Here is a 26,447-nt window from a genome sequence, read left to right as displayed (position 1 = left end):
CCCATCAAGCAGGCAGAAATCCGCCATGGCAGGCCATAGTAAATTCAAGAACATCATGCATCGCAAGGGCGCGCAGGACAAAAAGCGCTCGGCCATGTTTTCCAAGCTCAGCCGCGAAATCACCGTCGCGGCCAAACTGGGCCTGCCCGACCCGGACATGAACCCGCGCCTGCGCCTCGCGGTCAATGCCGCCAAGGCCCAGTCGATGCCCAAGGACAATATCCAGCGCGCGATCGACAAGGCTGCAGCCGCAGGTGGCGAGGATTACGAGGAAATCCGCTACGAGGGCTATGGCCCCGGCGGCATCGCGCTGATCGTCGAAGCGCTGACCGACAACCGCAACCGCACCGCCACCAATGTGCGCCTGGCATTCAGCAAGAATGGCGGCAATCTGGGTGCATCGGGCGCGGTCAGCCATGGCTTCGACCGCATGGGCCTGATCAGCTATCCGGCGAGCGCGGGCGACGAGGAAAAGGTTCTCGAAGCCGCGATGGAAGCCGGCGCCGAGGATATCGAATCCACCGAGGACGGCCACGAGATCTGGACCAGCATGGAAGACCTTCATGCAGTGGCCGGCGAACTGGAAAAGACTCTGGGCGAGGCCGAAGGCGTCAAGCTCGCCTGGCGTCCGCAGGTCAAGGTCGATGTCGCGGAAGGCGATGCGCAGTCGCTGTTCAAGCTGATCGACGCGCTGGACGATGACGACGACGTCCAGACCGTCTGGGGCAATTACGAAGTCTCCGACGCGGTGATGGAGAAGCTGGGTTGAGCTATGTGGCAGGCCCCTCCCCTTCAGGGGAGGGGTTTTGAATCCGATGACCATCATCCTTGGCATCGACCCTGGCCTCGGCACCACCGGCTGGGGCATCATCCGTTATCAGGGCAATCGGCTGAGCCATATTGCCAACGGACAGATCAAGACCAACGCGAAGGCCGCCCTGCCTTCGCGCCTTCTCGAACTCGACACCGCACTCGCGGCGATCGTGACCGATCATCAGCCCGATGCCGCTGCGATCGAGGAAATCTACGTCAACAAGAACCCGCAAACCACGCTCAAGCTCGTCCAGGCGCGTGGGGCCCTGCTCCTCGGACTGGCGCGTGCGGGGCTTGGCGTCGGCGAATATGCACCGCGGCTGATCAAGAAGGCCATTGTCGGCACTGGCGCGGCCGAGAAGGTACAGATCGATGCCATGGTCCAGCGGCTGCTGCCCGGCGTGCAGATTGCAGGGCCCGATGCCGCAGACGCGCTGGCCGTCGCGATCACCCATGCGCATCTGGCGGCATTCGAGAAACTGCGCTAGGGCACTCCTCTCCCTTGACGGGAGAGGATAGCGAAGCTTGCTGCGCAAGCGGCTAGCGCAGCTAGGAGAGGGTGGAACGCCCCCTCACCCAGCTCCGACTAGGGCGCGAGCGCCTAAGTCTGCGCAACCCTCTCCCGCAGAGGGGAGAGGGAATGAAGCAGAATGATCGCCAAGCTTACCGGACTGTTGGACAGCACCGCCCATGACCATGCGGTGATCGACGTGGGCGGCGTCGGCTATCTGGTCTTTGCCTCATCGCGCACCCTGTCCAACCTGGGCGCACGCGGCGACAAGGTCGTGCTGCACACCGAAATGCAGGTGAGCGAGACCGACATGCGGCTGATCGGCTTTGCCTCGGCCAGCGAACGCGACGGCTTCCGCCTGCTGACGAGCGTGCAGGGCGTGGGATCGAAGGTGGCGCTGGCCATCCTCTCCGCGCTCACCCCCGAAGAACTGGCCCGCGCCGTGGCGCAGGGCGACAAGGCGATGATCGCTCGCGCGCAGGGCGTCGGCCCCAAACTGGCGGTCCGTATCTGCAACGAGCTCAAGGACAAGATGGGCGTGATCGCGCTGGGTACAGGCGGTATGGGCGTGCCGGTCCCGGTGGGCAGCCATGCCGCCGATGCGGTCTCCGCGCTCCAGAACCTGGGCTTCAAACCCGCCGATGCCGCGCGTGCAGTTGCAGGGGCGGAAGAGGACCTCGGCGAAGGTGCGAGCCTCGATGCACTGGTACGTCTGGCGCTGAAGAAGGCGGCGCGCTAAGGAACGGATAGCTTCACAAGGATACTGCCATGCAGGTGACCGCGGTTCTGACTCATGCCGAAGAAGGTGGCTTTGTTGCCTTCAACCCGGAAACGGGGACAACCAGCCAAGGTGGCACACTCGACGAAGCCATCACCAACCTGCGTGAAGCTGTCGAGTTGTACCTTGAAGAGTTCCCGATGAAACTGACAGGCTCGCCGCTGATCACAACTTTTGCTGTGCAGGAAAATGCCTAAACTGCCGGTACTGTCCGGTCCTGATATTATACGTGCGCTGGAGCGGATGGGTTTTCAGCAGGTTCGTGAGCGAGGCAGCCACGTCGTCATGCGTCGCGGAGACCAAGGCACCGTGGTGCCGCTCCACAAAGAAGTGAAAACCGGCACGCTGGCAGGCATCATCCGCCAGGCCGGGCTTTCACAAGATGAATTTTTCAAGGCTATCAAGTGACCACAGACCGCCTGCTCACCCCCGATCGCATTCCTGAAGATCAGGATGCGGCGCTGCGCCCCAAGACCCTGGGCGAATTCATCGGCCAGGCGGCGGCGCGCGATAATTTGCGTGTGTTCATCGAGGCGGCGCGGGGCCGGTCCGAGGCGCTCGATCATGTGCTTCTGTTCGGACCTCCAGGTCTGGGCAAGACGACACTGGCGCAGATCATCGCGCGCGAGATGGGCGTGGGCTTTCGTGCGACATCCGGCCCGGTCATCGCCAAATCGGGCGATCTGGCCGCTTTGCTCACCAACCTCGAAGAAGGCGACGTGCTGTTCATCGACGAGATTCACCGACTCAATCCGGTGGTCGAGGAGGTGCTGTACCCCGCAATGGAGGACCGCGCGCTTGATCTGATCATCGGCGAAGGTCCGTCAGCGCGCAGCGTGCGGATCGACTTGCCCGCATTTACCCTGATCGGTGCGACCACGCGCCAGGGGCTGCTCACCACCCCCTTGCGCGACCGGTTCGGCATTCCGGTGCGGCTCAATTTCTACACGGTCGAAGAGCTGGAACTGGTCGTCAGCCGTGCGGCGCGGCTGCTGGGGCTGGCGATTGCGCAGGATGGCGCCACCGAGATCGCGCGGCGCGCACGCGGCACCCCGCGCGTCGCCGGACGGCTGCTGCGCCGGGTACGTGATTTCGCCAATGTCGCAGGCCACCCCACCGTCAACGCCGCCGCCGCCGATGCCGCCCTCACCCGGCTTGAAGTCGACCGGCTGGGGCTGGATGCAATGGACCGGCGTTACCTGATGATGATCGCGGATATCTATCGCGGTGGGCCGGTTGGCGTGGAAACGCTGGCAGCGGGCCTTTCCGAACCGCGCGACACGATCGAGGACGTGATCGAACCCTATCTGATCCAGCTCGGCCTGATCGCCCGCACCGCACGCGGCCGCTGCCTCAACGCGCGCGGGTGGAAGCATCTGGGTCTCAACCCGCCCGAAGGCGCGCAGGAAGGCCTGTTCGATCTGTGATCCCTATTCGGCGGGAACCGTGACGCGCGAGCCGACCCGCCGCACCGTCCGCCCGCGTCGGAACCAGAATGTCCAGACGGTCAGCGAACCCAGCAGGCTGAGCGCCAAGCCGACCAGCGTCATCGCCAGCCGATAGGCGAGCCCGCCCACCTTGGCGGCGTGCAGCGGATAGAAGGTGTTGAACACCTGCGCTGCGCCCGGTGCCTCAAGGGCATCGCGCGCCTCGATCAGATGGCCGGTATCGGGCGCGAACCACAAGGTCGTTCGGCCATTGGGCAGCCATTCGGCAGCCTGCTTCATCCGGATCGTCACGGGTTTGCCAGGCTCTCTGGGCAGGCTGAGGATGCGGATTTCGGCATCGGGGAAACGCTGGCGCGCGGTGCCGAGCATCGCGGCCCAATCGGGCCGATCGGCCAGCGCGCCGAATTGGGCCTCGGGCGGCTTGAACGAGGCCTCGATCGTGGCAGGCGCGGATGGGCCCAGGATCAGGGCGGCAACGGGGCGGAAGATCATCGTGGTGCCGGTGAACATCACCAGCAGCAACAGCGGCGCAAACACAATCCCCAGATCACGGTGATGCCACAGGATGGCCGGGCGCGTCATGCGCGCGGGCAACAGCCGCAGCCGGAAGGTTGCGCGCGTGCGCCACCACAGAATGATGCCGCTGACGACGAAGAACAGCCCGCACAGCCCGGCTATTCCGGCGACGATCTCCCCGGCCTCGCCGGCCAGCAAATGGTGGTGCAGATCGAACAGGAACAGCTCGGGCCTTTCCCAGGGGCTGCTCCAGCGGGCAATGATATTGCCTGCCTGGTCGGCATAGGCCCCAGCCTCCCTGCCAAAGGAGACCCGGTCGAGCCCGAAGCTGTTGCTGGCAAAGACGATGCTGCTCGGCCGGTTAGCGGGATCGGCCATCAACCGCTCGGTCGCCGCGATCAGCGCCCCGGTCTGCTGCACCTGCTCGTCGCTGGCATGCGGCAGCATGACCAGGGCATCGCGGTACAGCAGCACGGTCCCGCTCAGCCCCAGTACCAGCAGCACCAGGCCGATCAGCCCGCCCGTCCAGCGGTGCAGCAGATCGAGCGTCTTCATCAGAAGCGCATGTCCCAGGCCAGGGTCATCGTGCGCCCGCGCCCGGCGAAGAACGACAGGTTGTCGGTCGGCAGGCGCACGTCGCTGTTGTAATCGATATACTGGCGGTTGAAGATGTTCTGCGCGCTCAGGATGATCCGCCCCGGCCCGACATCATAGCCTATGTACGCGTCGGTCAGCGTATAGCCGCCAAAGTCGTTGCGCGGATCGCGGACCAGGCCGTTGAACGTGCGCGAGAAATAGACCTGCGTCTGCACCCGCGCTGAAACCCGGCCCCGGTCGAAGCTGGCGGCAAGGTTCAGGCGGTCGGGCGAGATATTGGTCCCGTCCAGATCGGTGTCGACCCGGTCATCGGCATTGGTATCGCTGCGCCCCAGGATATGCGCATAGCCTGCCGACAGGCGCAGCCCGTCGATCGGCATCTGCACGCCCAGGTTCACCTCCAGCCCCTCGATCTCGATCCGCTGGCGCTGCACGTCGAATATGCCGTCAGGCCGGGCAACGAGCAGCTGTCCGCGCGTGCTGGTCGACCAGAAATAGGTGACGCTGGCATCGATCGGCCCGCGCTTCACCTCGGCACCGATCTCGCGATTGTTCGAAATGATCGGGCTGATATCGAGGAAATTGTCGAGATCGACCCCGGTCGTGCCGATGGCCCGCGTGATGCGGCCGACATCGGGCACGGTGAACCCTTCGGCATAGCTGGCATAGAGCCGGATGCCCTGGGCCGGTTCGATGATCACCCCGCCATTGAGCAGCACATCGTCGAACTTGGGGCTGCCGCCATTGACCAGCACGCCGCCGCGCGGCGTCGTGGTGGTGGCGATCGTGGTATAATTGTCGATCTTGATCTCGACATTTTCCCAGCGCGCGCCGCCGGCCAGGCGAACGACGCCATCGAACAGCTTCAGGTTCGCCTGGGCAAAGGGTGCGAGGCTGCGGAAGTCTGTCGGCGGGACCCAGATGCGGTCGGTGGCGATGAGCCGCTGCTCGGTCTTGTCGAACAGCGCATCGAAGCCGATGATCGCAGTCAGATCCTCGACCCCGGGGACCGCGCGTTCATAGCTGATCTTGCCGCCCAGCTTGCGCGAGCGGTTCTGCGATTGATCGAACAGCGTGCCGATAGGCGCAATGCGCACGTCCTGGAATGCCGCAATCGCGCCCAGCTCACCGCCAAAGGTGTCGCGGGTGCGGTTGAAGAAAATCTGGCTGACCAGATTGCCACCACCCAGATCGGTGTCGGTCAGCGAGAGCGCGACACTTTCGGTCCGGTTGGCCGCCGGCTTGCCAGGAGGCGTGCCCTTGGCAGCGCTGGTCGGAAGCCCGGTCAGCCGGTTGCCGGCCACCGCGACAAACTCGCCATCGCCCTTCAGCTCATAGCGGCTGACCATCAGGTCGAGCCGCGCAGTGGGCGACAGGGCATAGCCGAAGCGCCCGAACAGCGAGAGCGCATCCGAGGTCTGGGTCTCTCCCTGGGTCAGGTTGAGGCCGATCCGACGGCCGCGCGCGTCGTAAAACACGCCGCGCCGCTCATAGGAGGCCCCGACCGTCGCATCGAACCGGTCCGCCTTGTACTGGACCAGCCCCGCAGCCTTGCCGCCGAACCCGTCCGAACGGAAATCGCTGTCCGCCGTGCCCTGAAGCAGCACGCGGCCCGAAAGACCCTCCTGCTTCGGCGCACCGACCGTCACCTGGTTGACGATGCCGCCCGTGCCGCCGATGCCCTGCAAGGCATTGGAGCCATAGATGAGTTCGACCTGCTCGACAAAGAAGCCATCGATGGTGAAGCCGTCACGGCTGCCGTCGCGCAGTGGCGTCGATTGCGGAATGCCGTTGATCGCATAAAGCGGCGACCGCCCGCGCAGCGTTTCCCCTGCCCCCGACAGCTTGCCGCGCGTCGGCGAAAACGACGGCGTGAGTGTCGCGACGGCATCGGTCACGGAACCGGACAGGATGATCTGCTGGTCGAGCGCCTGCTTGTCGATGATATCGATTGTCAATGGCAAGGCGTTGGGCGGCAGGATCGTACGGGCGGCCGTGACAACGATCTGCGCATCGTCCTTCTGCGCTTCATCGGCAGCAGACGCGTCGGCATTTCCGGCATCATCCTGCGCCAGAACAGGAAATGTCGTTGCTGTAGCCAGCAGCACGGCAATCAAACGGCAAAACTTCATGACTCACCCCTTCTCTTGGGGGAGCCTCTACCAAGCCTCAAACGCTATTGCAACGGATTTGCATTAGCCGTTTTGATCAAATAGCCTGCCCGTCAGACGATTGACGGACAAACAAAAAGGGGCGGGTCTTGCGACCCACCCCCGTTTGTTCGTTGCTGAACCCGTAAGGGATCAGAAGCGCAGCTTTGCAGCCACAGCGTAACGACGACCCAGCGCGTCATACGTCGACGGGAAGGTGTTACCCGAGTTGAACGACGTCGTACCAGCGTTGTTACCGGTCAGCGGCGGATCCTTGTCGAACAGGTTCTGAACCGACAGAGTGAAGGTCAGAGTGTCGCTGACGTTGAAGCGTGCCGACAGATCGAAATAGTCGTACGCCTTGATCCGGCCGAAGTTAACCGTCTGACCGCCAACACCAGGGATCGCTGCGCCGAGCGTGCCGCTGAAGAACGCGCCCGAGTCAGCGACGTCCAGCGGTTCCTGCTGGAACGAGGACAGGTGACGCCACAGAAGCGAAACGTCGACATCCTTGAACGTCAGGGTGGTGCGCTGCGACCACTGGAATTCAGGCTGCAGCGATCCGCAGTTGGCACTGATATAGCCGACGCAATCACGGTTCACAGAGATCGGGCTCGCCACGAAAGCGTTGAACCGCGACTGGAACGTGTAGTTGCCGACAAACGACAGGGCCAGACCGATATCGTCGGTGAGGTCAGTCGCATAGTTGATCGACACATCGATACCGTCGGTCTTCAGGCTACCGCCATTCGACAGGGTCGAGGGCAGACCCGTGCTCGTGTTCGGGTCACCGCTCAGGCCACCGGTAATCGGGTCACGACGGATCGAGGTACAAGCCACCGATGCCGCAGCGCCAGCTGCCGGGGTGAAGATGCCGTTGTTACCCACGCCGAAGCAAGCGCCGATGACGTCTGCCGGAGTAGGCGCACTGATCGCCTGCGTGACCTTGATGTTGTAGTAGTCGAACGACGCCGAGAAGCCCGGCAGGAACGACGGCTGCAGCACCAGACCGATCGTGTAGCTGTCCGACTTTTCAGGACGGATGTTCAGGTTACCACCACCGGTCGACAGAACCTGACCCGAAATCGGCTCAGGGATGCTCTGCACGTTGCCGGCATTCGCACCCTGCGCAAGGCAAACTGCGAGCAGTTCACCGGTCAGCGGCGCACGAAGCGTCGTGCCATTGGTCCGCTGCGTAGCGCAGGGATCAACGCCGAGGTTGGTCAGGCCGGTGTTGACCGGGCTGAACAGCTCCGCGATGTTCGGTGCACGAACCGCACGGGCATAGTTACCACGGATCGAGACGCCCTGAACGGGTTCCCAGGTACCGCCGACCTTGTAGGTCGTGGCCGTGTAGCCCGGGCTGCCGGGTGCATCGACCGAGTAATCGGAGTAACGCAGACCGCCTTCGAGAGTCAGGCTCTGGAAGAAGGGACGATCCGAAACGATCGGGACGATGACTTCGCCGATAGCTTCATAAACGTCATATCCACCGCTGATATTCGGGGTCGCACCACCGGCACCGCCGAGATCACCCGACTGAGCCAGCGTATCGGCACCCTGCGATGCGCGATACTTGCGGTATTCGCCACCGACTGCGAACGAGATCGGCTCGGCCGCCCAGGGGCTGGTCACGCCGAAGTCACCGCTGATCGTACCGCGAGCCTGAGCCAGCGACGTACGAACGAAGGACGAGCTTTCCTGAACCAGGAAGTCCACCGCTTCAGGCGAGATGTCACCGAAGAAGTTCGCGGGAACGCAACCATTGGCCGCGTTCTGACAGACGACGTTGCCAGCAGCATCGCGGGTGGTCAGCAGCGACTGACGAACGCGCGAGTTGGTGAAATAGCCCTTGATCGTCTGACGGTTTTCGCTCTCGCCGTACGAACCAGCCACATCCCAGTCGATCGAGTCCGTGATCGATCCACGCGCACCGAGCTTGTAGTCGAACAGGGTGGTCGAGAAGTTGCTGATACGCGGTCCGGCTTCGACCGAACGACGGAACAGAGCGGTTTGCGGGTTGTTGAAATAACCTTCGCCAGCAGCGATCACGCCGTTTCCGTTGATATCGAACGGAACGAACGTGTTGTTCAGACCAATTTCACGATAGGCCGCCGAGCCCGGCAGTGCGGTTGCCGCAGCAGTACACTCAGCCGGCGTGAAGCGCGGGGTGTAGACGGTTGCACTCGGGTTGACGTCGAACGCGCAGAACTGGTTGCGTGCAGCGGCAGGCAGGAACGGATTGTTCAGGCTGACGTTGACGGCAATACCAAAGGCACCCGACGGGGCGATGATGGTATCCACGGTGTTCTTCGAGAACATGCCGCGGGTGTAGACTTCAACCGAATCGCTGACTTCGTACTTCGCCGCACCGAACATGTTGTAACGCTCGAACGGCGTCTGGAAGATGTTGAACGGGTTGAAGTTGAACGTCTGGAAGGTCGGAACGAACTGACCAGCCGCGTTGATCTGGTCGGTACCGCCGTTGGCAGTGCCAGCCAGGTTGCGAACGCCGGAGAAGCGCGACGGGAACGACGTACCCGAACCAAGTGCCGTACCGCTGAAGGTTTCCAGCGTGGTGAGCGAAACGTCGCGCGCACCCTGGTAGACCGGATCGGACTGCTGATAGCCGACGCTGAACACGGCGTTACCGCGACCGTCGTCGAAATTCGCACCCATGGTCACGTCGGCACGGAAGGTGCCGCCATCGCCACGCTCGGTGATCTGATAGCCGACATTGGCTTCCAGACCAGCAAAGTCCTGACGGGTCACGAAGTTGACCACACCCGAGATAGCGTCCGCACCATAAGTGGTCGACGCACCGCCGGTCAGCACTTCAACGCGCTCAACCAGGGCCAGCGGAATGTTGTTCAAGTCGAACACGCCGGCCAGGCCAGCCGGAACGATGCGCGTGCCGTCGAGCAGCACGATGTTGCGGTTGTTCCCCAGACCGCGCAGGTTGACGAACGAAGCACCGCCGTTGCCGTTGTTCACCGCCGAACCGATCGACGGGACAACGCCCGGGATTTCACGCAGAATTTCTTCTGCAACGTTCGACTGCAGCAGTTCGATTTCTTCAGCGCCCGTCACATTGACCGGAGCCGAACGCTCGAGATTGGGATTCGAGATGAGCGAACCCGTAACAACGATGGTAGAATCGCCGCTGGACGCCTGGTCCTGCTCTTGATCCTGATCCTGCGCGAACGCAGGCGTTGCCAGCGCCGCTGCACCAACCAGAAGGCTGGTGCCAAGCAAGCTTAGCTTAAATTGCGTTTTCATGTGGTATTCCCCTTGATTGCCTCACCCAAAAGGCTTGGCTAACCCAGTTCTGGAGGGTCTCTTTGGCCCGCCATGGCATCGGTGTAGGCGAAGTGCGGAAAAGAGCGCAACCGGCGAGCACGGATTTTCAACGCTTTTCCGGTGGATGTAGCATAAAAGACACACAACCGTCACTTTGGGGCGCCGCGAATGACACTCGCCCCCTCGCCGCCTTTTTGGCCTTCATGCAGGCCGCAATCGAAAGGGTTTTCACCTTTTGCGCAGCATGGTTTATGCGTGGCGCAACACGCAATCAGCAAGAGGCGAACATATATGACGCAGGTACATCGAACACTCGCATCGGGCTTGGCGATCGCCGCCTTGCTGGCGGTCCCTGCTGCAGCGCAGGAGCGGAAGAAATCGCCCCCTCCCCCCAGCCCCGAGCTGTTCGAAGCGATGGAGGCCTGCCGCGGCATCGCGGACAATGCCCAACGCCTCGCCTGTTTCGACACCACATCGGCCAAGCTGTCCGCTGCGGTCGATTCCAAGCAGATCGTCGTGATCGAGGACAAGGAGGTCAAGAAGACCAAACGCTCGCTGTTCGGCTTCCGCCTGCCCGATCTTTCGATTTTCGGCGGCAGCGATGATGACGCCGAAGAAGAGCGCACCCTCACGACCACGATCAAGACGCTGCGCAAGGCAGAGGGCGGCCGCTGGAATATCGGCATCGCGGAAGGCGCTGTCTGGCAGACGACCGAAGGCGTCAGCTTCATCCCGCAGATCGGCGACGCGCTTGAGATCAAGGCGGGTGTGATGGGCGGCTATTTCGTCAAGGTGCGCAACAAGCGCGCGATCCGCGCAAAGCGGATCGAGTAAGATTCGCCAACCTAAGGTGACATAACGGAATTGGGCAGCACACCGGCGATGGTGTGCTGCCCAATTTTTTTGCTAGCAGCATTTTCCTTGATCGTTGGCGTGAGGCGAATGCCCTTGCCTCACGCCAGTCACGATCAATGACATGCAATCGAAAAGATCAGAACAGCTTGCGGACGCTCACGGCAAAGCGACGACCGAACGGATCGTTGATCGAGGCGGGAACGATAAAGCCGAAATAGCCCTGTCCGACGCGGTTGGTCAGGTTTGTCACCGAGAAGGTAAACCGGAAGTCGTCCTTTGTGGTGGCAAATACGCTCGCATCAATCGTCACGAAATCTTTGTACTGATCGAATTCGCGCGTGTCATTCGGCGACGGACCACGGTTGAAGCGCGAGGTTAGCTGCTCGCCCGTATAATTGAAGTTGGTCGAGATGCCAAAACCGTTATTGGTATAGCGGAGCCTCAGCTGACCCTGCCATTCCGGATCGCCCAGGATTCCATCCGAGCGGGCTGGGGCAACACCAGTGATGTCGACGATACGACGACGCACGTAGAAAACGTCACCACCGATCTCGAACTTTCCGCCCAGACCGATTCCGTCAAGCGAGGTTTCGTAATCCAGCACGCCCTGAATGCCGCTGAAGGTAATCTTCTGGCCATTGACGAAGCCCGAAACCACAGCCGGGTTGGCTGGATCCGCAGGCACCTGACCATTCGCATCGCGACGGATGAACGAGCAGAAGTTGTTCCCGTTCGCCGGATTGGCCGCATCGAAGGTTTCGTTGTCAAAACAACCCGATGCGATCTGCGCAATCGTCAGGTTGGCAATGGGCTGACGAATCTTCACGTCGAGATAATCGACAGCAATCGAGAGACCCGGAATAAAGCGGGGACGAAGAATTACACCAAAGGTGTAGCTGTTAGCTTCTTCGTTATCCAGATTGGCATTACCACCACTCCGGCCCGGCACCGTCGCGACTGCCGCAGCCAAAGGCGTACCATTCGGGAACTGCTGCAGGAAGGCATTGCAATTCCGGGTGCGCGTTGCGGGCACCGGACCTGCCGCGATGTTACCGGGAGCGCAAAGGTCAGGCACGGTTACGAAGGTGTTGGTGACGGGCGAGAACAGTTCGGTGATCGAAGGTGCACGGAACGAACGGGTGAAGTTACCGCGGAATGTCACGTCCTCGATCGGAGAGAACGATCCACCTGCAGACCAGGCAAAGAAGCCGCCGTTCACAGTATTGTCAACATAGCGACCGCGGGCAAAGCCTTCCAGGCTGTGGATGAAGAAGTCGTTGTCCGGCGAAATCAGCGGAACGTAAAGTTCGCCGAACACCTCGTTGAGAGTGTACTTACCCCCGTTCGGCAAGATAGCAACCGAACGGCCACGACCAGCCTGCTGGAATGCGCTAGGGGTGAACGATGCCTCTTCAACGCGGTGCTCGTAACCCACGTTGAAGCCAATCGGGTTTCCGAAAATGTCGAAAGGCGAACCACCGATATTCGCATTGAATACGGTCTGCTCCAGAACGCTCTGCGCTACGTTATCTTCCACCACATAGGCCAAGGCTTCGGCCGAGGGTGCGCCGCGACCGAACAGATTCAGCGGCTTGCAGTTCGGGTCAGCCACCGGCGTAAAGCCCGGCGTGGCAAGGACTGCAGGCGTAGTTGTGCAGACAATCTGGCCATTGACAGTGGCAACGTTGACGGCGTTCACGAAGTTCTGCTGGTTGATGTCCTGACCGAAATCGGTGAAATTGTTGCGGCCGTAGGTCAGCGCCACTTCAAAATTGAAATCGCGATCACCGACCTTGAAATCGCCATCGAAGCCAGCAACGCCACGATACAGGTCATTATCCGATGAGCCGGTACCGTCATTCAGATCGAGGTTGACGCGGCTGAGACGGAAAGTCTGGTACCCGTTGGCAACCAGCAGGTTGCGCGCCTGAGCGGTGAGGAACGGATTGTTGACCGAGAAGGTCAGTGCGCTGCTGCCGCCGCCAAAGAGCGTCGAGTTGAACGACTGCTGCTGAACCAGTTCGTTACCCTGGCCATTGAAGAACATACCTTCCGCGAAAAAGCGAATGTTGTCCGTCACATCGTAATTGAAAAACAGATTAGCAGAAATACGCCGTACTGTGCTGGTAATCTGTGTAAAGTCTGCAAAGACGAAGCCATCACCACCCGAGGAACGAGAGGCAGCGCTGGTGATTGGTCCGGCAAAGAGCGTGCCAGTGCTGTAAGGCACGAGGTCGCCTGACGGCGAAAACTGCACATTGAAATCCAGCGGGCGAAGTGCACCGATGTTCGCAATCACGCCGTTCACTGACAGTGACGGAATTCCGTTTCGACGTACAAGGATGGTGCCAGGAAAGTTGTCCGTTGTACTGTTGTTGAAGCCGATATTGGGGTTCAGACGTCCATCGTTCAATCCCAGGGCTGCGCCGCCCGGGCCGCGGATTGTGCTGACAAGGTTACTGGCCACGCATGCGCCTGCAGCCACAACCGTGCAGGGGTTCTGAGCACCGCCGACATTGTCCCGGAAATAGCTGCGGGCATTGCTGAGAACGCCGTCAACCTTTTCGTACTGAACGGCAGCGGTTAGGTTGCCGCGCCCACCGAACAGATCGATACCGCCTGCGCCGCTGATGTTGATACGGAAATTGTCACCTTCTTCAGTGAGGCCCGAAGTGGCACGCAGATCAAGGCCGGTAAACCGCTTCTTGAGGATGACGTTGACCGTCGAGGCAATGGCATCCGAACCGTAGGTCGGCGCACCACCAATACCAACACGATCAACGCGGTCGACCAGAATGGTCGGAATGATGTTGAGATCGACCTGCGTCCCCGGCGCTGCGTTACCAAAGATGGTGGCGACGTTCGACGAGACGACGCGACGGCCGTTGATGAGCGTCAACGAGCGGTTGGAACCCAGCCCGAACGCATTGATGAAGTTCACGCCCTGGCCGAAGGTGCCCTGCGCTCCGTTTGGCGTCACCGAGCCACGAAAGCCGGGGATTTCGTTCAATGCGTCCGCGATATTGGTGATGTTGCGGTCTTCGACATATTGCGCCGCAACGGTGACGATCGGCTCAGCGCTACTGAGGTTCGGCAGCTTGATGCGCGAACCAGAGACGACGATGACATTGTCCTTCGCAACCGTCGCGCTCTCGGGAAGCGTCATCGCCTTATCTTCTTGCTCGCGCTTGCTTTCCTGCTCCTGAGCCATTGCTGGAACGGTCGAAAGAGCGAACCCGAGAACGAGCGGTGCAACGCCCGCGAAAAGACGAGAAGAAACCTTCATGTGATGCAACCCCTGTGCGTTGTGCGCGCGAAGCGCGGGCAATAGCAGTCGGGGGCCGAACCTCGGTCCTATCAGAACAGCAGCCAGTCTCCCCAGACCTTGGAACCCAGCTAACCGGGGTGTTCGCGCTCTGTAAAGCGCCGGGGGGCATCACGTCGCCAGATTTACCTCAACCTGTAACATGAACGCCACATTTACGGATGTGTCAGGTTGGCATGCGAAATATAATTATTTCATTGCGCCATGGGACCAACCAGAAGTTGCGGATCGATCCGGGCGTCGTTCCACTTCATGCCCCAGTGCAGATGCGGTCCGGTGGCCCGTCCTGTCGCGCCGATTCGTCCGATCGGCTGGCCCTGGCGCACCGTGTCACCGACTTTCACGTCGATCGCCGACAGGTGGAGAAAGGCGCTGTTGAGGCCCATGCCATGGTCGATCATCAGCAGGTTGCCCTCGAGCGAAAACGGCGTCGGCGCGGCGAGGATGACGACGCCATCGGCAGGCGCCACCACCGGCGCACCCACCGCGCCTGCAACATCGACGCCGCTGTGGAAGCTGCCCGGCTCGCCCGCGTAGATGCGCTGCGAACCGAAGACGCCGGACACGCGTCCTTTGGCGGGCCAGATGAACGGCTGACGCCAGCCATTGCTGTCCGACTGGCGCTGGCGGGCGGCCTCGATCATCTCGAGCTCGGGCTTGCGCCGCGCCATGAACGCTTCGCTCGGCACACCGCCGCGCGCCGCCACTGCAACGAACTCGCGGCGCCAGGCGCGCGGTTCGATGGCCAGCGGCTCGCTCACCACCTGGCCATCGGCAAAGGTTACGGTCAGCACGCCCAGCGGCGGCGCGTCGCGGTTGAAGCCCAGAAGGAACGCGCCATCCGGCGCGACCGGCACCTTAACGCCATCCAGGTCGAGCGCAGCCACGCCCTTGGGCGCGGTGCCGCGCAGCAGCGCCCCCTGAACCGGCGCGGCGCTGAGCTTGATGCCGCTCGCCAATGGACGCATCGCACCGAACGGGCGGGTCAGGAAATCGGGACCGCTGGGCGCGGGTGTCGCCGATTGCGGCGGCGGGGTCTGCGGGCTGGCCTGGCCGAGCAGCGGCGCGGCCAGCGTCATAGCGATCAGGCTGCCAAACGCCAGCGCCCCCCGCACCGGCTCAGCCCTGGCCCAGCGCAGCGCGAACGGAGACCTCGCAGCTGGCATAGGCCTCCTGCCGCTCGACACTCCAGTAACGGAGTTCTTCCAGATCGATCTTCGCTCCGGTCTCGGCGCACAGGACATGGTCGCCCGCGCTGAGCAGGCGAAAACCGTTGGGCATATATTGAACGCGCGCGACGCGATCACGGTTGGACATCAACATCGGGCTATCATGCTCCCCAGAATATGTACGGCCGCTTTATGCGCGGCAGATGGGCTGGCGGCCAAGATAAGCGATCCTAGAGCGGATCGCAAATCCATGGGCCAGCCTAAAGGAAACTCGGCTGGCGCGGCTCGGCAGGCTTCGGCTTCGGCTTTGCTGTGGGCGGCGTGGCCGGGCCATCTGCCGGGACGACATCGAGCACACCATCGCGGAAATGCAGCTTGAGCGACGGCTCTCCTGCGGCTGCGGCCTTGTCGATCAGCGTCCGGCCATCGGCAGCGGTCACGCGGGCATAGCCGCGCTGCAGCGGCGCATCGGGATCGAGCTGGGCCAGCACCCGCTCCAGCCCGGCAAGCCGCTCGGCAGCCCTGCCGGTGATCCGTTCCAGCACCGCCGGATCAAGCGTCAGCCGCGCCAGCCGTTCGCGCGCCAGTCCCGCGCGGGCATCGAGCACCGCCGGGCGCAGTGCTCCGGACGCCCGCGCCAGCGTGCCGCGCGCATCGGCGAGGCGCAGGCCCAGCGCCGCACGCAGCCGCTCGCCCAGGTCATCGGCGCGCTGCTGCTGCGGGCTGAGCAGATCGGTGAGGCGGGGCAGGCGTTGCGCGCGCGCCTCCAGCCGCTCGCGCGCCAGCGCCTGGGTGCGGTTGATCGCCCGCGTCGCGCGCAGACCTAGCTCGCCGAGGCCCGCCAGCAGATCTGCGCGCACCGGCACCGCCATTTCGGCGGCAGCGGTCGGTGTCGGCGCACGGCGATCGGCAGCAAAATCGGCGAGCGTCGTGTCGGTCTCGTGCCCGACCGCGGAGATGACCGGGATCACGCTTTCGGCAATCGCGCGGACCACCGGCTCCTCGTTGAACGCCCAGAGATCCTCGATCGAACCGCCACCGCGCGCCACGATCAGCAGGTCAGGCCGCTCTGCCAGCGGCATTGCGCCGAAACCGCGCACGGCGGCCGCGACCTGGCCTGCCGCTCCCTCGCCCTGCACCAGCACCGGCCAGACCAGCACATGGCTGGGGAAGCGATCGGCGAGCCGGTGCAATATGTCGCGGATCACCGATCCGGTCGGCGATGTCACCACACCGATGGTGCGCGGCAGGAAGGGCAGCGCGCGCTTGCGCTCCGGATCGAACAGCCCTTCGCCCGCCAGCCGCGCCTTCAGCTTCTCGAACAGCTGCATCAGCGCGCCCTCGCCCGCCAGTTCGAGCGATTCTATCGTGATCTGGTACTTGGATCGGCCCGGAAAGGTGGTGAGCTTGCCGGTGGCGATCACGTCGAGCCCGTCCTCGGGCCGAAAGGGCAGCCGCTGTGCCGTGCCCTTCCAGATGATGCCATCAATGACTGCCTTGTCATCCTTGAGCGCAAGATAGCAATGCCCTGACGCCGCGCGCTTGAAGCCCGAAATCTCGCCGCGAATCCGCACGTGCGAAAAGCGGTCCTCGACCATGCGCTTCAACTGCCCAGAGATTTCCGAAACCGACAGCGGCGGGGCGTTGTCGCCGGGGGGCATCTGGGCTAACAGCCCGCCCGAACGCGTCCCTTCCATCATGGGGGGTACATCATCTGAAAAGGGGTCGGGCATGAATATCCTGTTGGTGGGGAGCGGCGGACGCGAACATGCCCTGTGCTGGAAACTGGCGCAATCCCCGCAGGTGGAAAGCATCTTCGCCGCGCCCGGAAATCCGGGGATAGCCGAGCATGCGACCTGCGTCTCGCTCGACGTGAGCGATCATGCAGCGGTTGCGGCATTCTGTGCCGAACAGGCCATCGGACTGGTCGTGATCGGGCCCGAAGCGCCGCTGGTCGATGGCCTGGCAGACAGCCTGCGCGCCGCCGGGGTGCCGGTGTTCGGCCCTTCGGCCAAGGCCGCGCAACTTGAAGGCTCCAAGGGTTTCACGAAAGCCCTGTGCGACCGCGCCGGCATCCCCACCGCGCGCTATGTCCGCGCAAGCCATGCCGCAGAGGCACGCGCGGCGCTGGCCGATTTCGACCTGCCGGTGGTGATCAAGGCTGACGGGCTGGCAGCCGGCAAGGGCGTGATCATCACCGAAACTGGCGAGGAGGCCGACGATGCCATCGGCCATATGTTCGCCGGTGCCTTTGGCGAGGCCGGGGCCGAAGTGGTGATCGAGGAGTTCATGTGCGGAGAAGAGGCGAGCTTCTTTGCGATCACCGATGGCAGCGCGATTGTCGCGTTCGGATCGGCGCAGGACCACAAGCGGGTGGGCGAAGGCGACACCGGCCCCAACACCGGCGGCATGGGCGCGTACAGCCCTGCCCCGGTGCTGACGGCCGAACTGGAAGCGCAAGTGATGGAGCGCATCATCGCGCCGACCGTCGCCACGCTGGCCGCCGAAGGGCTGCCCTATTCAGGCGTGCTGTTCGCCGGACTGATGCTGACCAGCGAAGGCCCGAAGCTGATCGAATATAACTGCCGCTTTGGCGACCCGGAATGTCAGGTGCTGATGACCCGGCTGCAGAGCGATCTGGCCGAGTTGCTGCTGGCGACCGCCATGGGCGAGCTAGCGAATTGCCCCCCTCCCCGCTTTTCCGATGGCTATGCGCTCACCGTGGTGATGGCCGCCAAGGGCTATCCGGGCACGCCCGAAAAGGGTGGCGCGATTGCACTGGGCGATACCGGCGGCGCAAAGGTCTTCCACGCAGGCACCGCGCTGAAGGATGGCGCACTTGTCGCCAACGGCGGCCGCGTGCTCAACGTCACCGCGACCGGCAGCAGCGTCACCGAGGCGCAGCGTGCGGCCTATGCCGCCGTCGATGCGATCAATTTCCCCACCGGCTTCTGCCGCCGCGACATCGGCTGGCGCGAAGTGGCGCGCGAGCGGGGTTAGAGCGCCGCCAGCACCGCATCGCCAATCGCGACTGTCCCCATGGTCCCGCCCAGGTCTGCACCCAGCGCGCCTGCATTGAGCGCGCTCGCCACCGCTGCCTCGATCCGCGCGGCTTCGGCTTCCAGGCTGAAACTGTGGCGCAGCATCATCGCGGCGGAGAGGATCATCGCGACCGGATTGGCCAGGCCCTTGCCCGCGATATCGGGCGCGCTGCCGTGGATTGGTTCGTACGCCCCCTTGGTGCCGAACGCGGTCTGCTCCGCACCCAGCGACGCCGAGGCGAGCAGGCCGATCGAGCCGACGCACATGCTCGCCTGATCGGACAGGATATCGCCGAAAAGATTTCCGGTAACGATGGTGTCGAACTTGCCCGGCGCGCGGACCAGCTGCATCGCGGCATTGTCGACATACATATGCTCAAGCGTCACATCGGGATATTCCGCCGACACCTCGATCATCACGTCGCGCCACAGCTGCGAGGTTTCGAGCACATTGGCCTTGTCCACCGAGCACAGCCGGCCCGACCGGCCTTGCGCGGTACGGAAGGCGACATGCGCGATGCGGCGGACCTCGCTCTCGCTGTACGACATGATGTCATAGCCTTCGCGCTGGCCATCGGCGGTGGTGCGCATGCCCTTCTCGCCGAAATACACGTCACCGTTGAGTTCGCGCACGATCATCAGGTCGATCGCGCCTGCGACCTCGGGACGCAGCGAGCTGTGCGCTTCCAGCCCCGGAAACACCTTGGCCGGACGCAGGTTGGCGAACAGGCCCAGCTCCTTGCGCATCCCCAGTACCGCCTGTTCGGGGCGCAGATGCCGCTCGAGACCATCACAGGCGGGATCACCCACCGCACCAAACAGCAGCGCGTCGCATTCGTGCATCAGCTTGAGCGTCTCTGGCGGCAGCGGATGGCCGTGGACGCGCCAGGCGGCAGCGCCGACCAGCCCGTCATGCAATTCCATCCCCGGCAGATCGAGCGCGCGCAGCACGCGCACCGCCTCGGCCATGATTTCGGGGCCGATGCCGTCACCGGGGAGAATGGCAATTTTCATGGGGTCATCCTGTCTGTTGTGGAGGCGCGCATAGCGTCCGGCAGCGCATTTCCGCAACATTGTTTTGCGGGTGATCCGATCAGCCCACCATGCGCCGCACCCGATCGATCAGCATCGCCCGCGCGGCGAGCGCATCGGCACGGCGGTCGGTGAAGAACTGGCGCTCGATGAAATGCCCGGTCAGCGCAAAGCCCTGCATCAGCTGTTCCCAGTCGGGCTCTTCATCGCCGGTCATGAACGCAGGCAGCACCAGCAGCTTTTCGGCATAGACCCCGGCGGCGTGCAGCGACACCGCGCGCCCGGTGCGCGGGCTGACATAGGCCAGATCCTCGCGCTCGCCGGTCACCGCACAGCGCTCCACATCAAGCCCGAAGCCCAGCTCGGCCAGCAGCAGCGCCTCATAGCGCACCATCGCGCGCAGCCACCATCGCGCCGAGGGGGCCGCACAGACCAGGTCGAGCAGCGCCGTCAGCGCGGCGTAAAGACGCGGAAATGGCTGGTCCTCTGGCGCGACCGTCGCGGTGAGCAACGTCACCCATTCGAACGCCGCAGCAGCGAGCGGCTCGCTGTAGAAAGGCGCGCGGCTCTCCGCGAGTTCGACCGTCAGCCCGGCAAGCTGGTCATTCACCCGGCTGCGCAGCTCCGCCGTCACCAGGTTCGCGGGCATCAGCACCGGGCGCAACGCCGTCGACCGCCCTCCCCGCACATAGCCCGATTGCAGCCCATGATTGGGCGTGAACAGCCGCACCACCGCGCCATGCTCGCCATGCTTGCGCACCGTGCAGACGATCGCGGAGGTGCGGATGACGGGCATGCAACTGTAAAAATTTCAGGCCGCGTTGTCGAGTTTCGGTTCATTTTCGGATTGCTGGGCAGCTCCGACCGCCTCGCTCCGGCTGCTCGACCTGTTGACCAGGGCTTCGTTATCGAGTTGGGCCACAATCCACATCTTGATCAATGCCTGACGCGAAACACCGCGTCGCTTTGCCGCGCGATCAAGTTTTGAGACGACGTCAGCGGGGAAATCGACATTTACGCGCTTGGCAGGCTCATGCAACCGGCGTGCTGTCGACCAATCGAGATATTCGCTTATGTCCTCGCCATCGTCGAACATCCGGTCAAATTCTTCTGCACTAATGGTCTTGGGCTTCATAATATCGCACCTCTGCTTCACGCCCCCGCCTCACGGAAATAATCCGAAACATCCCATCTCGAATGGTATGGATCGCCGTCCAGACCTTCCCGTCAATCTTGCCAATCAAGGCATAGCGGAGTTCTCCGTCATGCCTTGCTTCAATGATGTAGCTGGCACGTCCATCCCAAAGCGCCTGCGCCTCGACAAAATCGATGCCGTGCTTCTGCTTGTTCAACGCGCTCTTTGCGGGATCGAACTCGAACTGCATGGATCGCCGATATACCAAAATGGTATAAAAATGCAATCATCCCCGGAAATAGTCATAGACCATCTGCGCCATCGCCTTGGACACGCCGGGGGCCTTTTGCAGATCCTCCAGGCTGGCGCTGCGCACCGCCTTGGCGGTGCCGAAATGCATCAGCAGCGCGCGTTTGCGCGCCGGGCCGATGCCGGGCACCTCGTCGAGCGGGCTGGTGGTCATCGCCTTCTTGCGCTTGCCGCGATGCGCGCCGATGGCGAAGCGATGCGCCTCGTCGCGTAGCCGCTGCAGGTAGAACAGTACCGGGCTGTTCACCGGCAGGGTGAATTCCTTGCCATCGGGCAGGAAGAAGGTCTCGCGCCCGGCATTGCGGTCGGGCCCCTTGGCGACGCCGACCAGCGCAACGTCATCGATGCCCAGCCCCGCCAACGCCTCCATTGCGGCCTTGAGCTGGCCCTTGCCGCCATCGACCAGCACCAGATCGGGCCAGTCGCCGCCGCTGCGATCCGGATCCTCGCTCTGCGCACGGGCGAAGCGGCGTTCGAACACTTCGCGCATCATCGCATAGTCATCGCCCGGCACTGTCTCGGCGCGCTTGATATTGAACTTGCGATAGGCCGCCTTGCGAAAGCCCTCCGGCCCCGCAACGACCATTGCGCCGAGCGCATTGGTGCCCTGGATATGGCTGTTGTCATAGACCTCGATCCGGTCGGGGGGGCCATCGAGCCCGAACAGCTCGGCCATCTCGGTCAGGTGCTTGGCGGTGCTCGCGCTCTCCGCGACACGGCGCTGCAAGGCCTCGGTTGCATTGCGCTGCGCCTGGTCGATCAGCCGCTTGCGCTCGCCGCGCTGCGGCACCAGCAGCTCCAGCTTGCTCGTGCGGTTGGCCGACAGGGCCTCCAGCATCAGATCGCATTCGAACGGCTGGCGGTCGGTCAGGATCAGCTTGGGCGGCGGCATGTCCTGATAGAATTGCATCAGGAAGCTGGTCAGGATCTCCGCCTCGTCCAGATCCTGGACATGCGCGGGGAAGAAGCTGCGATGGCCCCAGTTCTGCCCGGCGCGGATGAAGAACGCCTGGATGCACACGGTGCCGCCCTGGCTGGCCATGGCGAACACATCGGCATCGGCAATCCCCTGCGCATTGACCGCCTGGCTGCCCTGGATGAAGGTCAGCGCCTTCAGCCGGTCGCGATAGGCCGCCGCGCTTTCGAAATCGAGCGCCTCGGCTGCGGTCTCCATCTTCTTGCCCAGCTTGGCCTGCACATCGGTCGACTTGCCGGTCAGAAAGGCGCGCGCATCGCCCACCAGGGCAGCGTAGTCCTCCTTGCTGATCCGGTCGACGCACGGGGCCGAGCAGCGCTTGATCTGGTACAGCAGGCACGGCCGCGAGCGGTTGGCGAAGAAGCTGTCCGAGCAGGAGCGCAGCAGGAACAGCTTCTGCAGCGAATTGAGCGTGCTGGTCACCGATCCGGCGCTGGCGAAGGGGCCGAAATACTGGCCCTTGTACTTCTGAGCGCCGCGATATTTCGACATGCGCGGAAAATCGTGATCCTCGCGCAGCAGGATATAGGGGAAGCTCTTGTCGTCGCGCAGCAGCACATTGTACGCCGGACGATAGCGTTTGATCAGCTGCGCCTCCAGCAGCAGCGCCTCGGCCTCGCTGTTGGTCGTGACGATCATCATCGACCGGGTCAGCGAGACCATGCGCTGCAACCGGCGCGGCAGCTTGTCTACCTGGGTGTAGTTGGTCACGCGGTTCTTAAGTGCACGCGCCTTACCGACATAGAGCACATCGCCGCGCGCATCGATCATGCGATAGACGCCAGGTCGCGTGGGCAGCGTTTTCAACGTATTGCGGATCGCGGCTATCCCGGTGTCGAGGTCCGGCGCATCGGCTCCGCGCACGCTGTACGTCGCCGCTTCTTCAAGAAAGCGGTCGGGTGCGCGCGGGTTGCTGTCATTGGGATGAGCGGGACGGCCTGCCATGATGTCGCTGCATGTGGCGCGGCGGAGTCATCAGGTCAATGGGCTGGCGATGCTTTGGCGTCTGGCCCCTGCACGCTGGCCCCCTGCCCTCAAGCGAGAAGCATCAAGAGCGCCCCGCAGAAACACGTTCGCCTGGCCAGCAAGCTGGCCAGGCGACATTTCCCTCTCCCGAAAGGGGAGGAGCGTGATCAGTTCAGCCGGGTGCCGAGTTCGGCGACGGTGTGATCGACCAGTGCCTGGTCGGCTTCCGCACCGTGGTTTTCGGCGATCAGCTTGGCGGCTGCGCCCGTCGCTGCCTTGGCCACCTTTTCGCGGATTTCGGCGACGGCAGCACGCTCGGCGGCAGCGATCTTGTCGGTCGCCATTTTCTGGCGACGTGCGATCAGGTTTTCCGCATCGGTGCGCGCCTTGGCGAGCACGGCTTCGGCTTCGGCTTCGGCGCGGGCATTCATGTCCGCAGCTTCCTTCGAAGCAGAGGCCAGCTTGGCCTCATATTCGGCGCGCAGCTTTTCGGCTTCGGCACGCAGCGTCTGGGCTTCGTCGAGTTCGGCCTTGATACCGGCGATCTTCGCATCGAGCGATGCGGCGACCGCAGCAGGCACCTTCTTCCACAGGATGATGCCGATCAGGATCAGCATCGCGGCAGAAACGAAGAAGGTCGCGTTCAGCAGGTGGACGCCGCCCACGGAGGGGTCAGCATGTTCGCCTGCTTCCGAGGCGAGGATGATGAGGTCAAGCATCGGCCAGCGCTCCCTTGACCGCACGGTTGACCTGCGGCTTGGTGATCTTTGCCGGGGTCAGCCGGGCGACGATATCCTGTGCCGCTTCGACAGCCACCGCCTCGATCTCGGTCAGGGCCGCGGTCTGCTGGGCAGCAATCGCAGCTTCCGCTTCGGCCAGATGCGATGCGATGCCGACATCGGCCTCACGCACCTTGGCTTCGGCTTCGCGCGCACCCTTGGCCTTGGCTTCCGCTGTCACGGCGAGCGCCGCATCGCGGGCCTTGGCATGGGCCAGGCGATATTCTTCCTCGATTTCATCAGCGCGGGCGTGCGCGGCCTTGGCAGCGGCGATGTCGCCGGCAATCTTGGCCTTGCGCTGATCGACCGTGCCCTGGATCTTGGGAAACATCGAGCGCCCGATCACGAAGTAAATCAGCCCGAACGTGATCACCAGCCAGAAAAGCTGGGACCCGTAAGTGGTCATGATCTGGTCTATCTGGGGCATATCGAAGCTATCCGTGGATCAGAATCTTGTAGGTGCGGACGGGGCCGGTGCGAACACCGGACCCCGATCCCGCGGAAATCAGGCAACGAAGATCAGGATCATCGCCACGACGAACGCCAGCAGGCCGAGAAGTTCGGCAGCGGCGAAGCCGATGAACAGACGGCCCTGCTGGCCATCGGCAGCAGCCGGGTTGCGCAGTGCGCTTTCCAGGAACGAACCGAACACGTTACCCACGCCGATGGCGGCCATGCCGGCACCGATTGCAGCCAGGCCAGCACCGACCAGTTTTGCAGCTTCTGCGTCCATTGTAATACTCCTTAAGAAACTCGATTGGATGGAAAGATTGATAACGAAAAGAAAGGCTTAGTGCAGGTTCACCGCATCGTTGATGTACAGCGAGGTGAGCAGCGCAAAGACATAGGCCTGGACAACCGCGACCAGGATTTCCAGCGCGCTGATGCCGACCATCAGCGTCAGGCTGGGCAGGCCGACCATCAGGCCATAGCCGATACCGGCGTTGGTCGAGTTGATCACGAAACCGGCCAGCACCTTGAGCAGGATGTGCCCCGCGGTCATCGCGACGAACAGTCGCAGACCCAGGCTGAACGGACGCACCAGGAACGACAGCAGCTCGACCACGAAGATGAAAGGGATCATCGGCAGCGGCGTACCGTGCGGCACGAACAGCGAGAAGAAGTGGAAGCCATGCCGCGCAAAGCCGACGATCAGCACGATCGAGAAGCTTACGATGGCGAGCACGCCGGTGATCGTCAGATGGCTGGTGACGGTGAACGGGTGTCCGCCGACAACACCAATGGGCAGCAGGCCCAGGATATTGGCGAACAGGATGAACATGAACAGCGAGAACACATAAGGCGCGTACTTGCGGCCTTCGGCGCCGATATTGGCGGTCATCATGTCGTCGATAAAGCCGGTAAAGCCTTCGACCATCAACTGCCAGCGGTCCGGGCACCAGCTCGCGCTTCATGCCGCCCTGCATGAACACCCAGACGGCAACCAGCGTCAACAGCATCCACAGGGCGCTGTTGGTGAAGGTGATGGTCTGGCCAGCAAGATCGAACCCGCCCTGGAACAGGGGAGCGATCTCGAACTGGTGCATCGGGTCGATTTTGCCTGACTCGGCTGCCACAACCTACCTCTTCGTTTAATCTTCAGACTTATCCTGCGGAGACTGCTGATTTTTCAGCCCCGCCGAATATGCGTTGGAAACCCGGATGATGTTCCTGAAGGCCACGATGATCCCCAGTGCGAGGAACGTGATCAGGAGCCAGGGCGATGTGCCCAGCCAGCGATCGAACAGCCAGCCGAACAGCAAACCACCTGCAATTCCCCCCAGCAGATCGGCGAGCACCCGGTTGCCAAGTCGATAATTTGCATCGACCCCGCCCCCTTTGCCGCTCGCTTCGGCCTGCTCCCGCTGCGTGATATCGCGAATACGGTCACCGATGTGATCGATCCGCGCGTCGCCGCCGACAGGGTCTTGCCCGGGTTCATTCTCTGCCATGTGCTTTACTCCCTGTTATCGGGCCTGAGGCTACGATGTTCAAAAAGCACGCACCCGACAGCGAGCGGACCCGCCAAGGCGCGGCCCGTTTAGAAAGGGCTGGTGCCCAAGTCAATGGTCATGCTGCGCTGCGAGAATACGCACAAAAAAGCCCGGATTTCCGATGAAATCCGGGCTTGATCCAGGTTAATACGGCTGTGTGCCTCAGGGGCAGCGTGCATCGCGCACCGGTGGACTGCCGTCCCGAGTCTTCCAGCTGCCATCGGGCGCCTGGTATTTTTCACCCGGCCTGGTGCGCGAAATGGTGTTGCATCCCGCCGTGAAAGCGAACTGTTCGACGGTCGAACCTTCGGCCGAAGCACGGTCGGTATAGACCTGCTTGCGCTTGAGGTTGATGTCGCTGACCAGCTTCTGCAACTGCGCATCGCCGCCGCTGACAATGCCCAGATAGCCGTCCGGCTTTTCGCCGATGCTGCCGTTTTCGCGCGCAGCCTCATAGGCCGGATCGCGCTGCGCCATGGCGGGCAGCGCCAGCCCCAGCGCCAGAACGCCTGCGAGCCCCGCCTTGATAATCGCCCTGTTCATCAGAAAATCTCCGCATTTTCGTCGATCACCTCTTTGGCCTTGCCATCGAGCCGATAGACGACTTCCTGTTTGATATTGATGTTGAGGTTGATGACGATCGGCTTGTCAGGCGCCGTCACCGTCACACACCCGCCCAGCAATGCGGTGGCCAATGCCAGTACCGCCATCTGCCCCCACGGGTTCCTCACCATCGCCATCCTCTTGCTGCCC

Annotated in this window: 26 protein-coding genes and 1 pseudogene; 8 read left to right on the top strand and 19 right to left on the bottom strand. The window is 62.9% G+C overall.

Annotation, left to right across the window (positions count from 1 at the left end; translation table 11 throughout):
• Positions 1-25: 25 nt before the first annotated feature.
• The 6 genes from OU999_01300 to ruvB all read left to right on the top strand — a co-directional run bounded on the left by OU999_01300 (position 26) and on the right by ruvB (position 3,529).
• Positions 26-769 carry a YebC/PmpR family DNA-binding transcriptional regulator gene (locus tag OU999_01300; protein WAC23858.1) on the top strand — a complete coding sequence of 248 codons (744 nt, stop codon included), beginning with the start codon at positions 26-28 and terminating at the stop codon, positions 767-769.
• A 46-nt stretch (positions 770-815) separates the two neighbouring features.
• A complete protein-coding gene (gene ruvC, locus OU999_01295; GenBank protein WAC23857.1) occupies positions 816-1,301 on the top strand; it encodes a crossover junction endodeoxyribonuclease RuvC in 486 nt (161 codons plus the stop codon).
• A 162-nt stretch (positions 1,302-1,463) separates the two neighbouring features.
• Positions 1,464-2,063: a Holliday junction branch migration protein RuvA gene (gene ruvA / locus OU999_01290; GenBank protein ID WAC23856.1), complete on the top strand. Its 600-nt coding sequence runs from the start codon at positions 1,464-1,466 to the stop codon at positions 2,061-2,063.
• A 29-nt stretch (positions 2,064-2,092) separates the two neighbouring features.
• Entirely contained in the window at positions 2,093-2,299 is a 207-nt protein-coding gene (locus OU999_01285) for a type II toxin-antitoxin system HicB family antitoxin (GenBank protein ID WAC23855.1), read from the top strand.
• The gene (locus OU999_01280; protein ID WAC23854.1) at positions 2,292-2,510 is read left to right on the top strand and encodes a type II toxin-antitoxin system HicA family toxin; all 219 of its coding nucleotides are present in this window, start codon (positions 2,292-2,294) and stop codon (positions 2,508-2,510) included. Before OU999_01285 ends, OU999_01280 begins: the two co-directional genes overlap by 8 nt.
• Positions 2,507-3,529 (top strand): Holliday junction branch migration DNA helicase RuvB, encoded by a 1,023-nt coding sequence (ruvB, locus tag OU999_01275; GenBank protein WAC23853.1) that lies wholly within the window; start codon positions 2,507-2,509, stop codon positions 3,527-3,529. Before OU999_01280 ends, ruvB begins: the two co-directional genes overlap by 4 nt.
• Before the next feature lie 3 nt (positions 3,530-3,532).
• On the opposite strand, the gene OU999_01270 is transcribed toward ruvB, so the two are convergent.
• From OU999_01270 to OU999_01260, 3 genes are all read right to left on the bottom strand, one after another.
• A complete protein-coding gene (locus tag OU999_01270) occupies positions 3,533-4,621 on the bottom strand; it encodes a PepSY-associated TM helix domain-containing protein (GenBank protein WAC23852.1) in 1,089 nt (362 codons plus the stop codon).
• Complete coding sequence (locus OU999_01265) at positions 4,621-6,795, bottom strand: TonB-dependent receptor (protein WAC23851.1); 2,175 nt, start codon at positions 6,793-6,795, stop codon at positions 4,621-4,623. Before OU999_01265 ends, OU999_01270 begins: the two co-directional genes overlap by 1 nt.
• A 171-nt stretch (positions 6,796-6,966) precedes the next feature.
• On the bottom strand, positions 6,967-10,092 hold the full coding sequence (locus tag OU999_01260; GenBank protein WAC23850.1) for a TonB-dependent receptor: 3,126 nt from the start codon (positions 10,090-10,092) through the stop codon (positions 6,967-6,969).
• Between the two features lie 312 nt (positions 10,093-10,404).
• Here OU999_01260 and OU999_01255 point away from each other — a divergent pair, with 312 nt between their 5' ends.
• Complete coding sequence (locus tag OU999_01255; protein ID WAC23849.1) at positions 10,405-10,947, top strand: hypothetical protein; 543 nt, start codon at positions 10,405-10,407, stop codon at positions 10,945-10,947.
• Between the two features lie 157 nt (positions 10,948-11,104).
• On the opposite strand, the gene OU999_01250 is transcribed toward OU999_01255, so the two are convergent.
• From OU999_01250 to xseA, 4 genes are all read right to left on the bottom strand, one after another.
• Positions 11,105-14,254, bottom strand: coding sequence for a TonB-dependent receptor (locus tag OU999_01250; protein WAC23848.1), 3,150 nt, complete (start codon positions 14,252-14,254; stop codon positions 11,105-11,107).
• Positions 14,255-14,487: 233 nt separating this feature from the next.
• On the bottom strand, positions 14,488-15,261 hold the full coding sequence (locus tag OU999_01245; protein ID WAC25319.1) for a M23 family metallopeptidase: 774 nt from the start codon (positions 15,259-15,261) through the stop codon (positions 14,488-14,490).
• A gap of 151 nt (positions 15,262-15,412) precedes the next feature.
• Positions 15,413-15,616: a DUF2093 domain-containing protein gene (locus tag OU999_01240; GenBank protein WAC23847.1), complete on the bottom strand. Its 204-nt coding sequence runs from the start codon at positions 15,614-15,616 to the stop codon at positions 15,413-15,415.
• Between the two features lie 106 nt (positions 15,617-15,722).
• Positions 15,723-17,162: an exodeoxyribonuclease VII large subunit gene (xseA, locus tag OU999_01235; protein WAC23846.1), complete on the bottom strand. Its 1,440-nt coding sequence runs from the start codon at positions 17,160-17,162 to the stop codon at positions 15,723-15,725.
• A 31-nt stretch (positions 17,163-17,193) separates the two neighbouring features.
• Here xseA and purD point away from each other — a divergent pair, with 31 nt between their 5' ends.
• Positions 17,194-18,462 carry a phosphoribosylamine--glycine ligase gene (gene purD, locus OU999_01230; GenBank protein WAC23845.1) on the top strand — a complete coding sequence of 423 codons (1,269 nt, stop codon included), beginning with the start codon at positions 17,194-17,196 and terminating at the stop codon, positions 18,460-18,462.
• On the opposite strand, the gene leuB is transcribed toward purD, so the two are convergent.
• From leuB to OU999_01170, 12 genes and pseudogenes are all read right to left on the bottom strand, one after another.
• Positions 18,459-19,517 carry a 3-isopropylmalate dehydrogenase gene (gene leuB, locus OU999_01225; protein ID WAC23844.1) on the bottom strand — a complete coding sequence of 353 codons (1,059 nt, stop codon included), beginning with the start codon at positions 19,515-19,517 and terminating at the stop codon, positions 18,459-18,461. The two genes, purD and leuB, sit on opposite strands and share 4 nt — an antisense overlap.
• Positions 19,518-19,596: 79 nt before the next feature.
• Positions 19,597-20,331 (bottom strand): DNA repair protein RecO, encoded by a 735-nt coding sequence (gene recO, locus OU999_01220; protein WAC23843.1) that lies wholly within the window; start codon positions 20,329-20,331, stop codon positions 19,597-19,599.
• Positions 20,332-20,346: 15 nt separating this feature from the next.
• A complete protein-coding gene (locus OU999_01215; protein ID WAC23842.1) occupies positions 20,347-20,670 on the bottom strand; it encodes a CopG family antitoxin in 324 nt (107 codons plus the stop codon).
• A complete protein-coding gene (locus tag OU999_01210) occupies positions 20,651-20,920 on the bottom strand; it encodes a BrnT family toxin (GenBank protein ID WAC23841.1) in 270 nt (89 codons plus the stop codon). Before OU999_01210 ends, OU999_01215 begins: the two co-directional genes overlap by 20 nt.
• 36 nt (positions 20,921-20,956) lie before the next feature.
• A complete protein-coding gene (gene uvrC, locus OU999_01205; GenBank protein ID WAC23840.1) occupies positions 20,957-22,900 on the bottom strand; it encodes an excinuclease ABC subunit UvrC in 1,944 nt (647 codons plus the stop codon).
• Positions 22,901-23,088: 188 nt separating this feature from the next.
• Complete coding sequence (locus OU999_01200; GenBank protein ID WAC23839.1) at positions 23,089-23,640, bottom strand: F0F1 ATP synthase subunit B; 552 nt, start codon at positions 23,638-23,640, stop codon at positions 23,089-23,091.
• Entirely contained in the window at positions 23,633-24,127 is a 495-nt protein-coding gene (locus OU999_01195; GenBank protein ID WAC23838.1) for an ATPase, read from the bottom strand. Before OU999_01195 ends, OU999_01200 begins: the two co-directional genes overlap by 8 nt.
• Positions 24,128-24,205: 78 nt before the next feature.
• Positions 24,206-24,433: a F0F1 ATP synthase subunit C gene (locus OU999_01190; GenBank protein ID WAC23837.1), complete on the bottom strand. Its 228-nt coding sequence runs from the start codon at positions 24,431-24,433 to the stop codon at positions 24,206-24,208.
• A 57-nt stretch (positions 24,434-24,490) separates the two neighbouring features.
• Positions 24,491-25,277 (bottom strand): annotated as a pseudogene (locus tag OU999_01185) (F0F1 ATP synthase subunit A).
• Between the two features lie 15 nt (positions 25,278-25,292).
• The gene (locus OU999_01180; GenBank protein ID WAC23836.1) at positions 25,293-25,652 is read right to left on the bottom strand and encodes an AtpZ/AtpI family protein; all 360 of its coding nucleotides are present in this window, start codon (positions 25,650-25,652) and stop codon (positions 25,293-25,295) included.
• Positions 25,653-25,856: 204 nt separating this feature from the next.
• On the bottom strand, positions 25,857-26,237 hold the full coding sequence (locus OU999_01175; protein WAC23835.1) for a YdbL family protein: 381 nt from the start codon (positions 26,235-26,237) through the stop codon (positions 25,857-25,859).
• Complete coding sequence (locus OU999_01170) at positions 26,237-26,428, bottom strand: YnbE family lipoprotein (GenBank protein WAC25318.1); 192 nt, start codon at positions 26,426-26,428, stop codon at positions 26,237-26,239. The genes OU999_01175 and OU999_01170 overlap by 1 nt, the downstream gene beginning before the upstream one ends.
• Positions 26,429-26,447 lie beyond the last annotated feature (19 nt).

The sequence above is a fragment of the Blastomonas sp. SL216 genome (assembly GCA_026625625.1).
In the GTDB taxonomy this organism is placed as follows: Bacteria; Pseudomonadota; Alphaproteobacteria; order Sphingomonadales; family Sphingomonadaceae; genus Blastomonas.
The sequence above is the reverse complement of the archived record's forward strand: the minus strand, read 5'-3'. Positions and strand labels throughout refer to the sequence as shown.

Bases quoted from the DNA above. Each gene is read 5' to 3' on its own strand.
- OU999_01300 (WAC23858.1), top strand. From the start codon at position 26: ATGGCAGGCCATAGTAAATTCAAGAACATCATGCATCGCAAGGGCGCG.
- ruvC (WAC23857.1), top strand. From the start codon at position 816: ATGACCATCATCCTTGGCATCGACCCTGGCCTCGGCACCACCGGCTGG.
- ruvA (WAC23856.1), top strand. From the start codon at position 1,464: ATGATCGCCAAGCTTACCGGACTGTTGGACAGCACCGCCCATGACCAT.
- OU999_01285 (WAC23855.1), top strand. From the start codon at position 2,093: ATGCAGGTGACCGCGGTTCTGACTCATGCCGAAGAAGGTGGCTTTGTT.
- OU999_01280 (WAC23854.1), top strand. From the start codon at position 2,292: ATGCCTAAACTGCCGGTACTGTCCGGTCCTGATATTATACGTGCGCTG.
- OU999_01270 (WAC23852.1), bottom strand. From the start codon at position 4,621: ATGAAGACGCTCGATCTGCTGCACCGCTGGACGGGCGGGCTGATCGGC.
- OU999_01265 (WAC23851.1), bottom strand. From the start codon at position 6,795: ATGAAGTTTTGCCGTTTGATTGCCGTGCTGCTGGCTACAGCAACGACA.
- OU999_01260 (WAC23850.1), bottom strand. From the start codon at position 10,092: ATGAAAACGCAATTTAAGCTAAGCTTGCTTGGCACCAGCCTTCTGGTT.
- OU999_01255 (WAC23849.1), top strand. From the start codon at position 10,405: ATGACGCAGGTACATCGAACACTCGCATCGGGCTTGGCGATCGCCGCC.
- OU999_01250 (WAC23848.1), bottom strand. From the start codon at position 14,254: ATGAAGGTTTCTTCTCGTCTTTTCGCGGGCGTTGCACCGCTCGTTCTC.
- OU999_01245 (WAC25319.1), bottom strand. From the start codon at position 15,261: ATGCGTCCATTGGCGAGCGGCATCAAGCTCAGCGCCGCGCCGGTTCAG.
- OU999_01240 (WAC23847.1), bottom strand. From the start codon at position 15,616: ATGTTGATGTCCAACCGTGATCGCGTCGCGCGCGTTCAATATATGCCC.
- xseA (WAC23846.1), bottom strand. From the start codon at position 17,162: ATGATGGAAGGGACGCGTTCGGGCGGGCTGTTAGCCCAGATGCCCCCC.
- purD (WAC23845.1), top strand. From the start codon at position 17,194: ATGAATATCCTGTTGGTGGGGAGCGGCGGACGCGAACATGCCCTGTGC.
- leuB (WAC23844.1), bottom strand. From the start codon at position 19,517: ATGAAAATTGCCATTCTCCCCGGTGACGGCATCGGCCCCGAAATCATG.
- recO (WAC23843.1), bottom strand. From the start codon at position 20,331: ATGCCCGTCATCCGCACCTCCGCGATCGTCTGCACGGTGCGCAAGCAT.
- OU999_01215 (WAC23842.1), bottom strand. From the start codon at position 20,670: ATGAAGCCCAAGACCATTAGTGCAGAAGAATTTGACCGGATGTTCGAC.
- OU999_01210 (WAC23841.1), bottom strand. From the start codon at position 20,920: ATGCAGTTCGAGTTCGATCCCGCAAAGAGCGCGTTGAACAAGCAGAAG.
- uvrC (WAC23840.1), bottom strand. From the start codon at position 22,900: ATGGCAGGCCGTCCCGCTCATCCCAATGACAGCAACCCGCGCGCACCC.
- OU999_01200 (WAC23839.1), bottom strand. From the start codon at position 23,640: ATGCTTGACCTCATCATCCTCGCCTCGGAAGCAGGCGAACATGCTGAC.
- OU999_01195 (WAC23838.1), bottom strand. From the start codon at position 24,127: ATGCCCCAGATAGACCAGATCATGACCACTTACGGGTCCCAGCTTTTC.
- OU999_01190 (WAC23837.1), bottom strand. From the start codon at position 24,433: ATGGACGCAGAAGCTGCAAAACTGGTCGGTGCTGGCCTGGCTGCAATC.
- OU999_01180 (WAC23836.1), bottom strand. From the start codon at position 25,652: ATGGCAGAGAATGAACCCGGGCAAGACCCTGTCGGCGGCGACGCGCGG.
- OU999_01175 (WAC23835.1), bottom strand. From the start codon at position 26,237: ATGAACAGGGCGATTATCAAGGCGGGGCTCGCAGGCGTTCTGGCGCTG.
- OU999_01170 (WAC25318.1), bottom strand. From the start codon at position 26,428: ATGGTGAGGAACCCGTGGGGGCAGATGGCGGTACTGGCATTGGCCACC.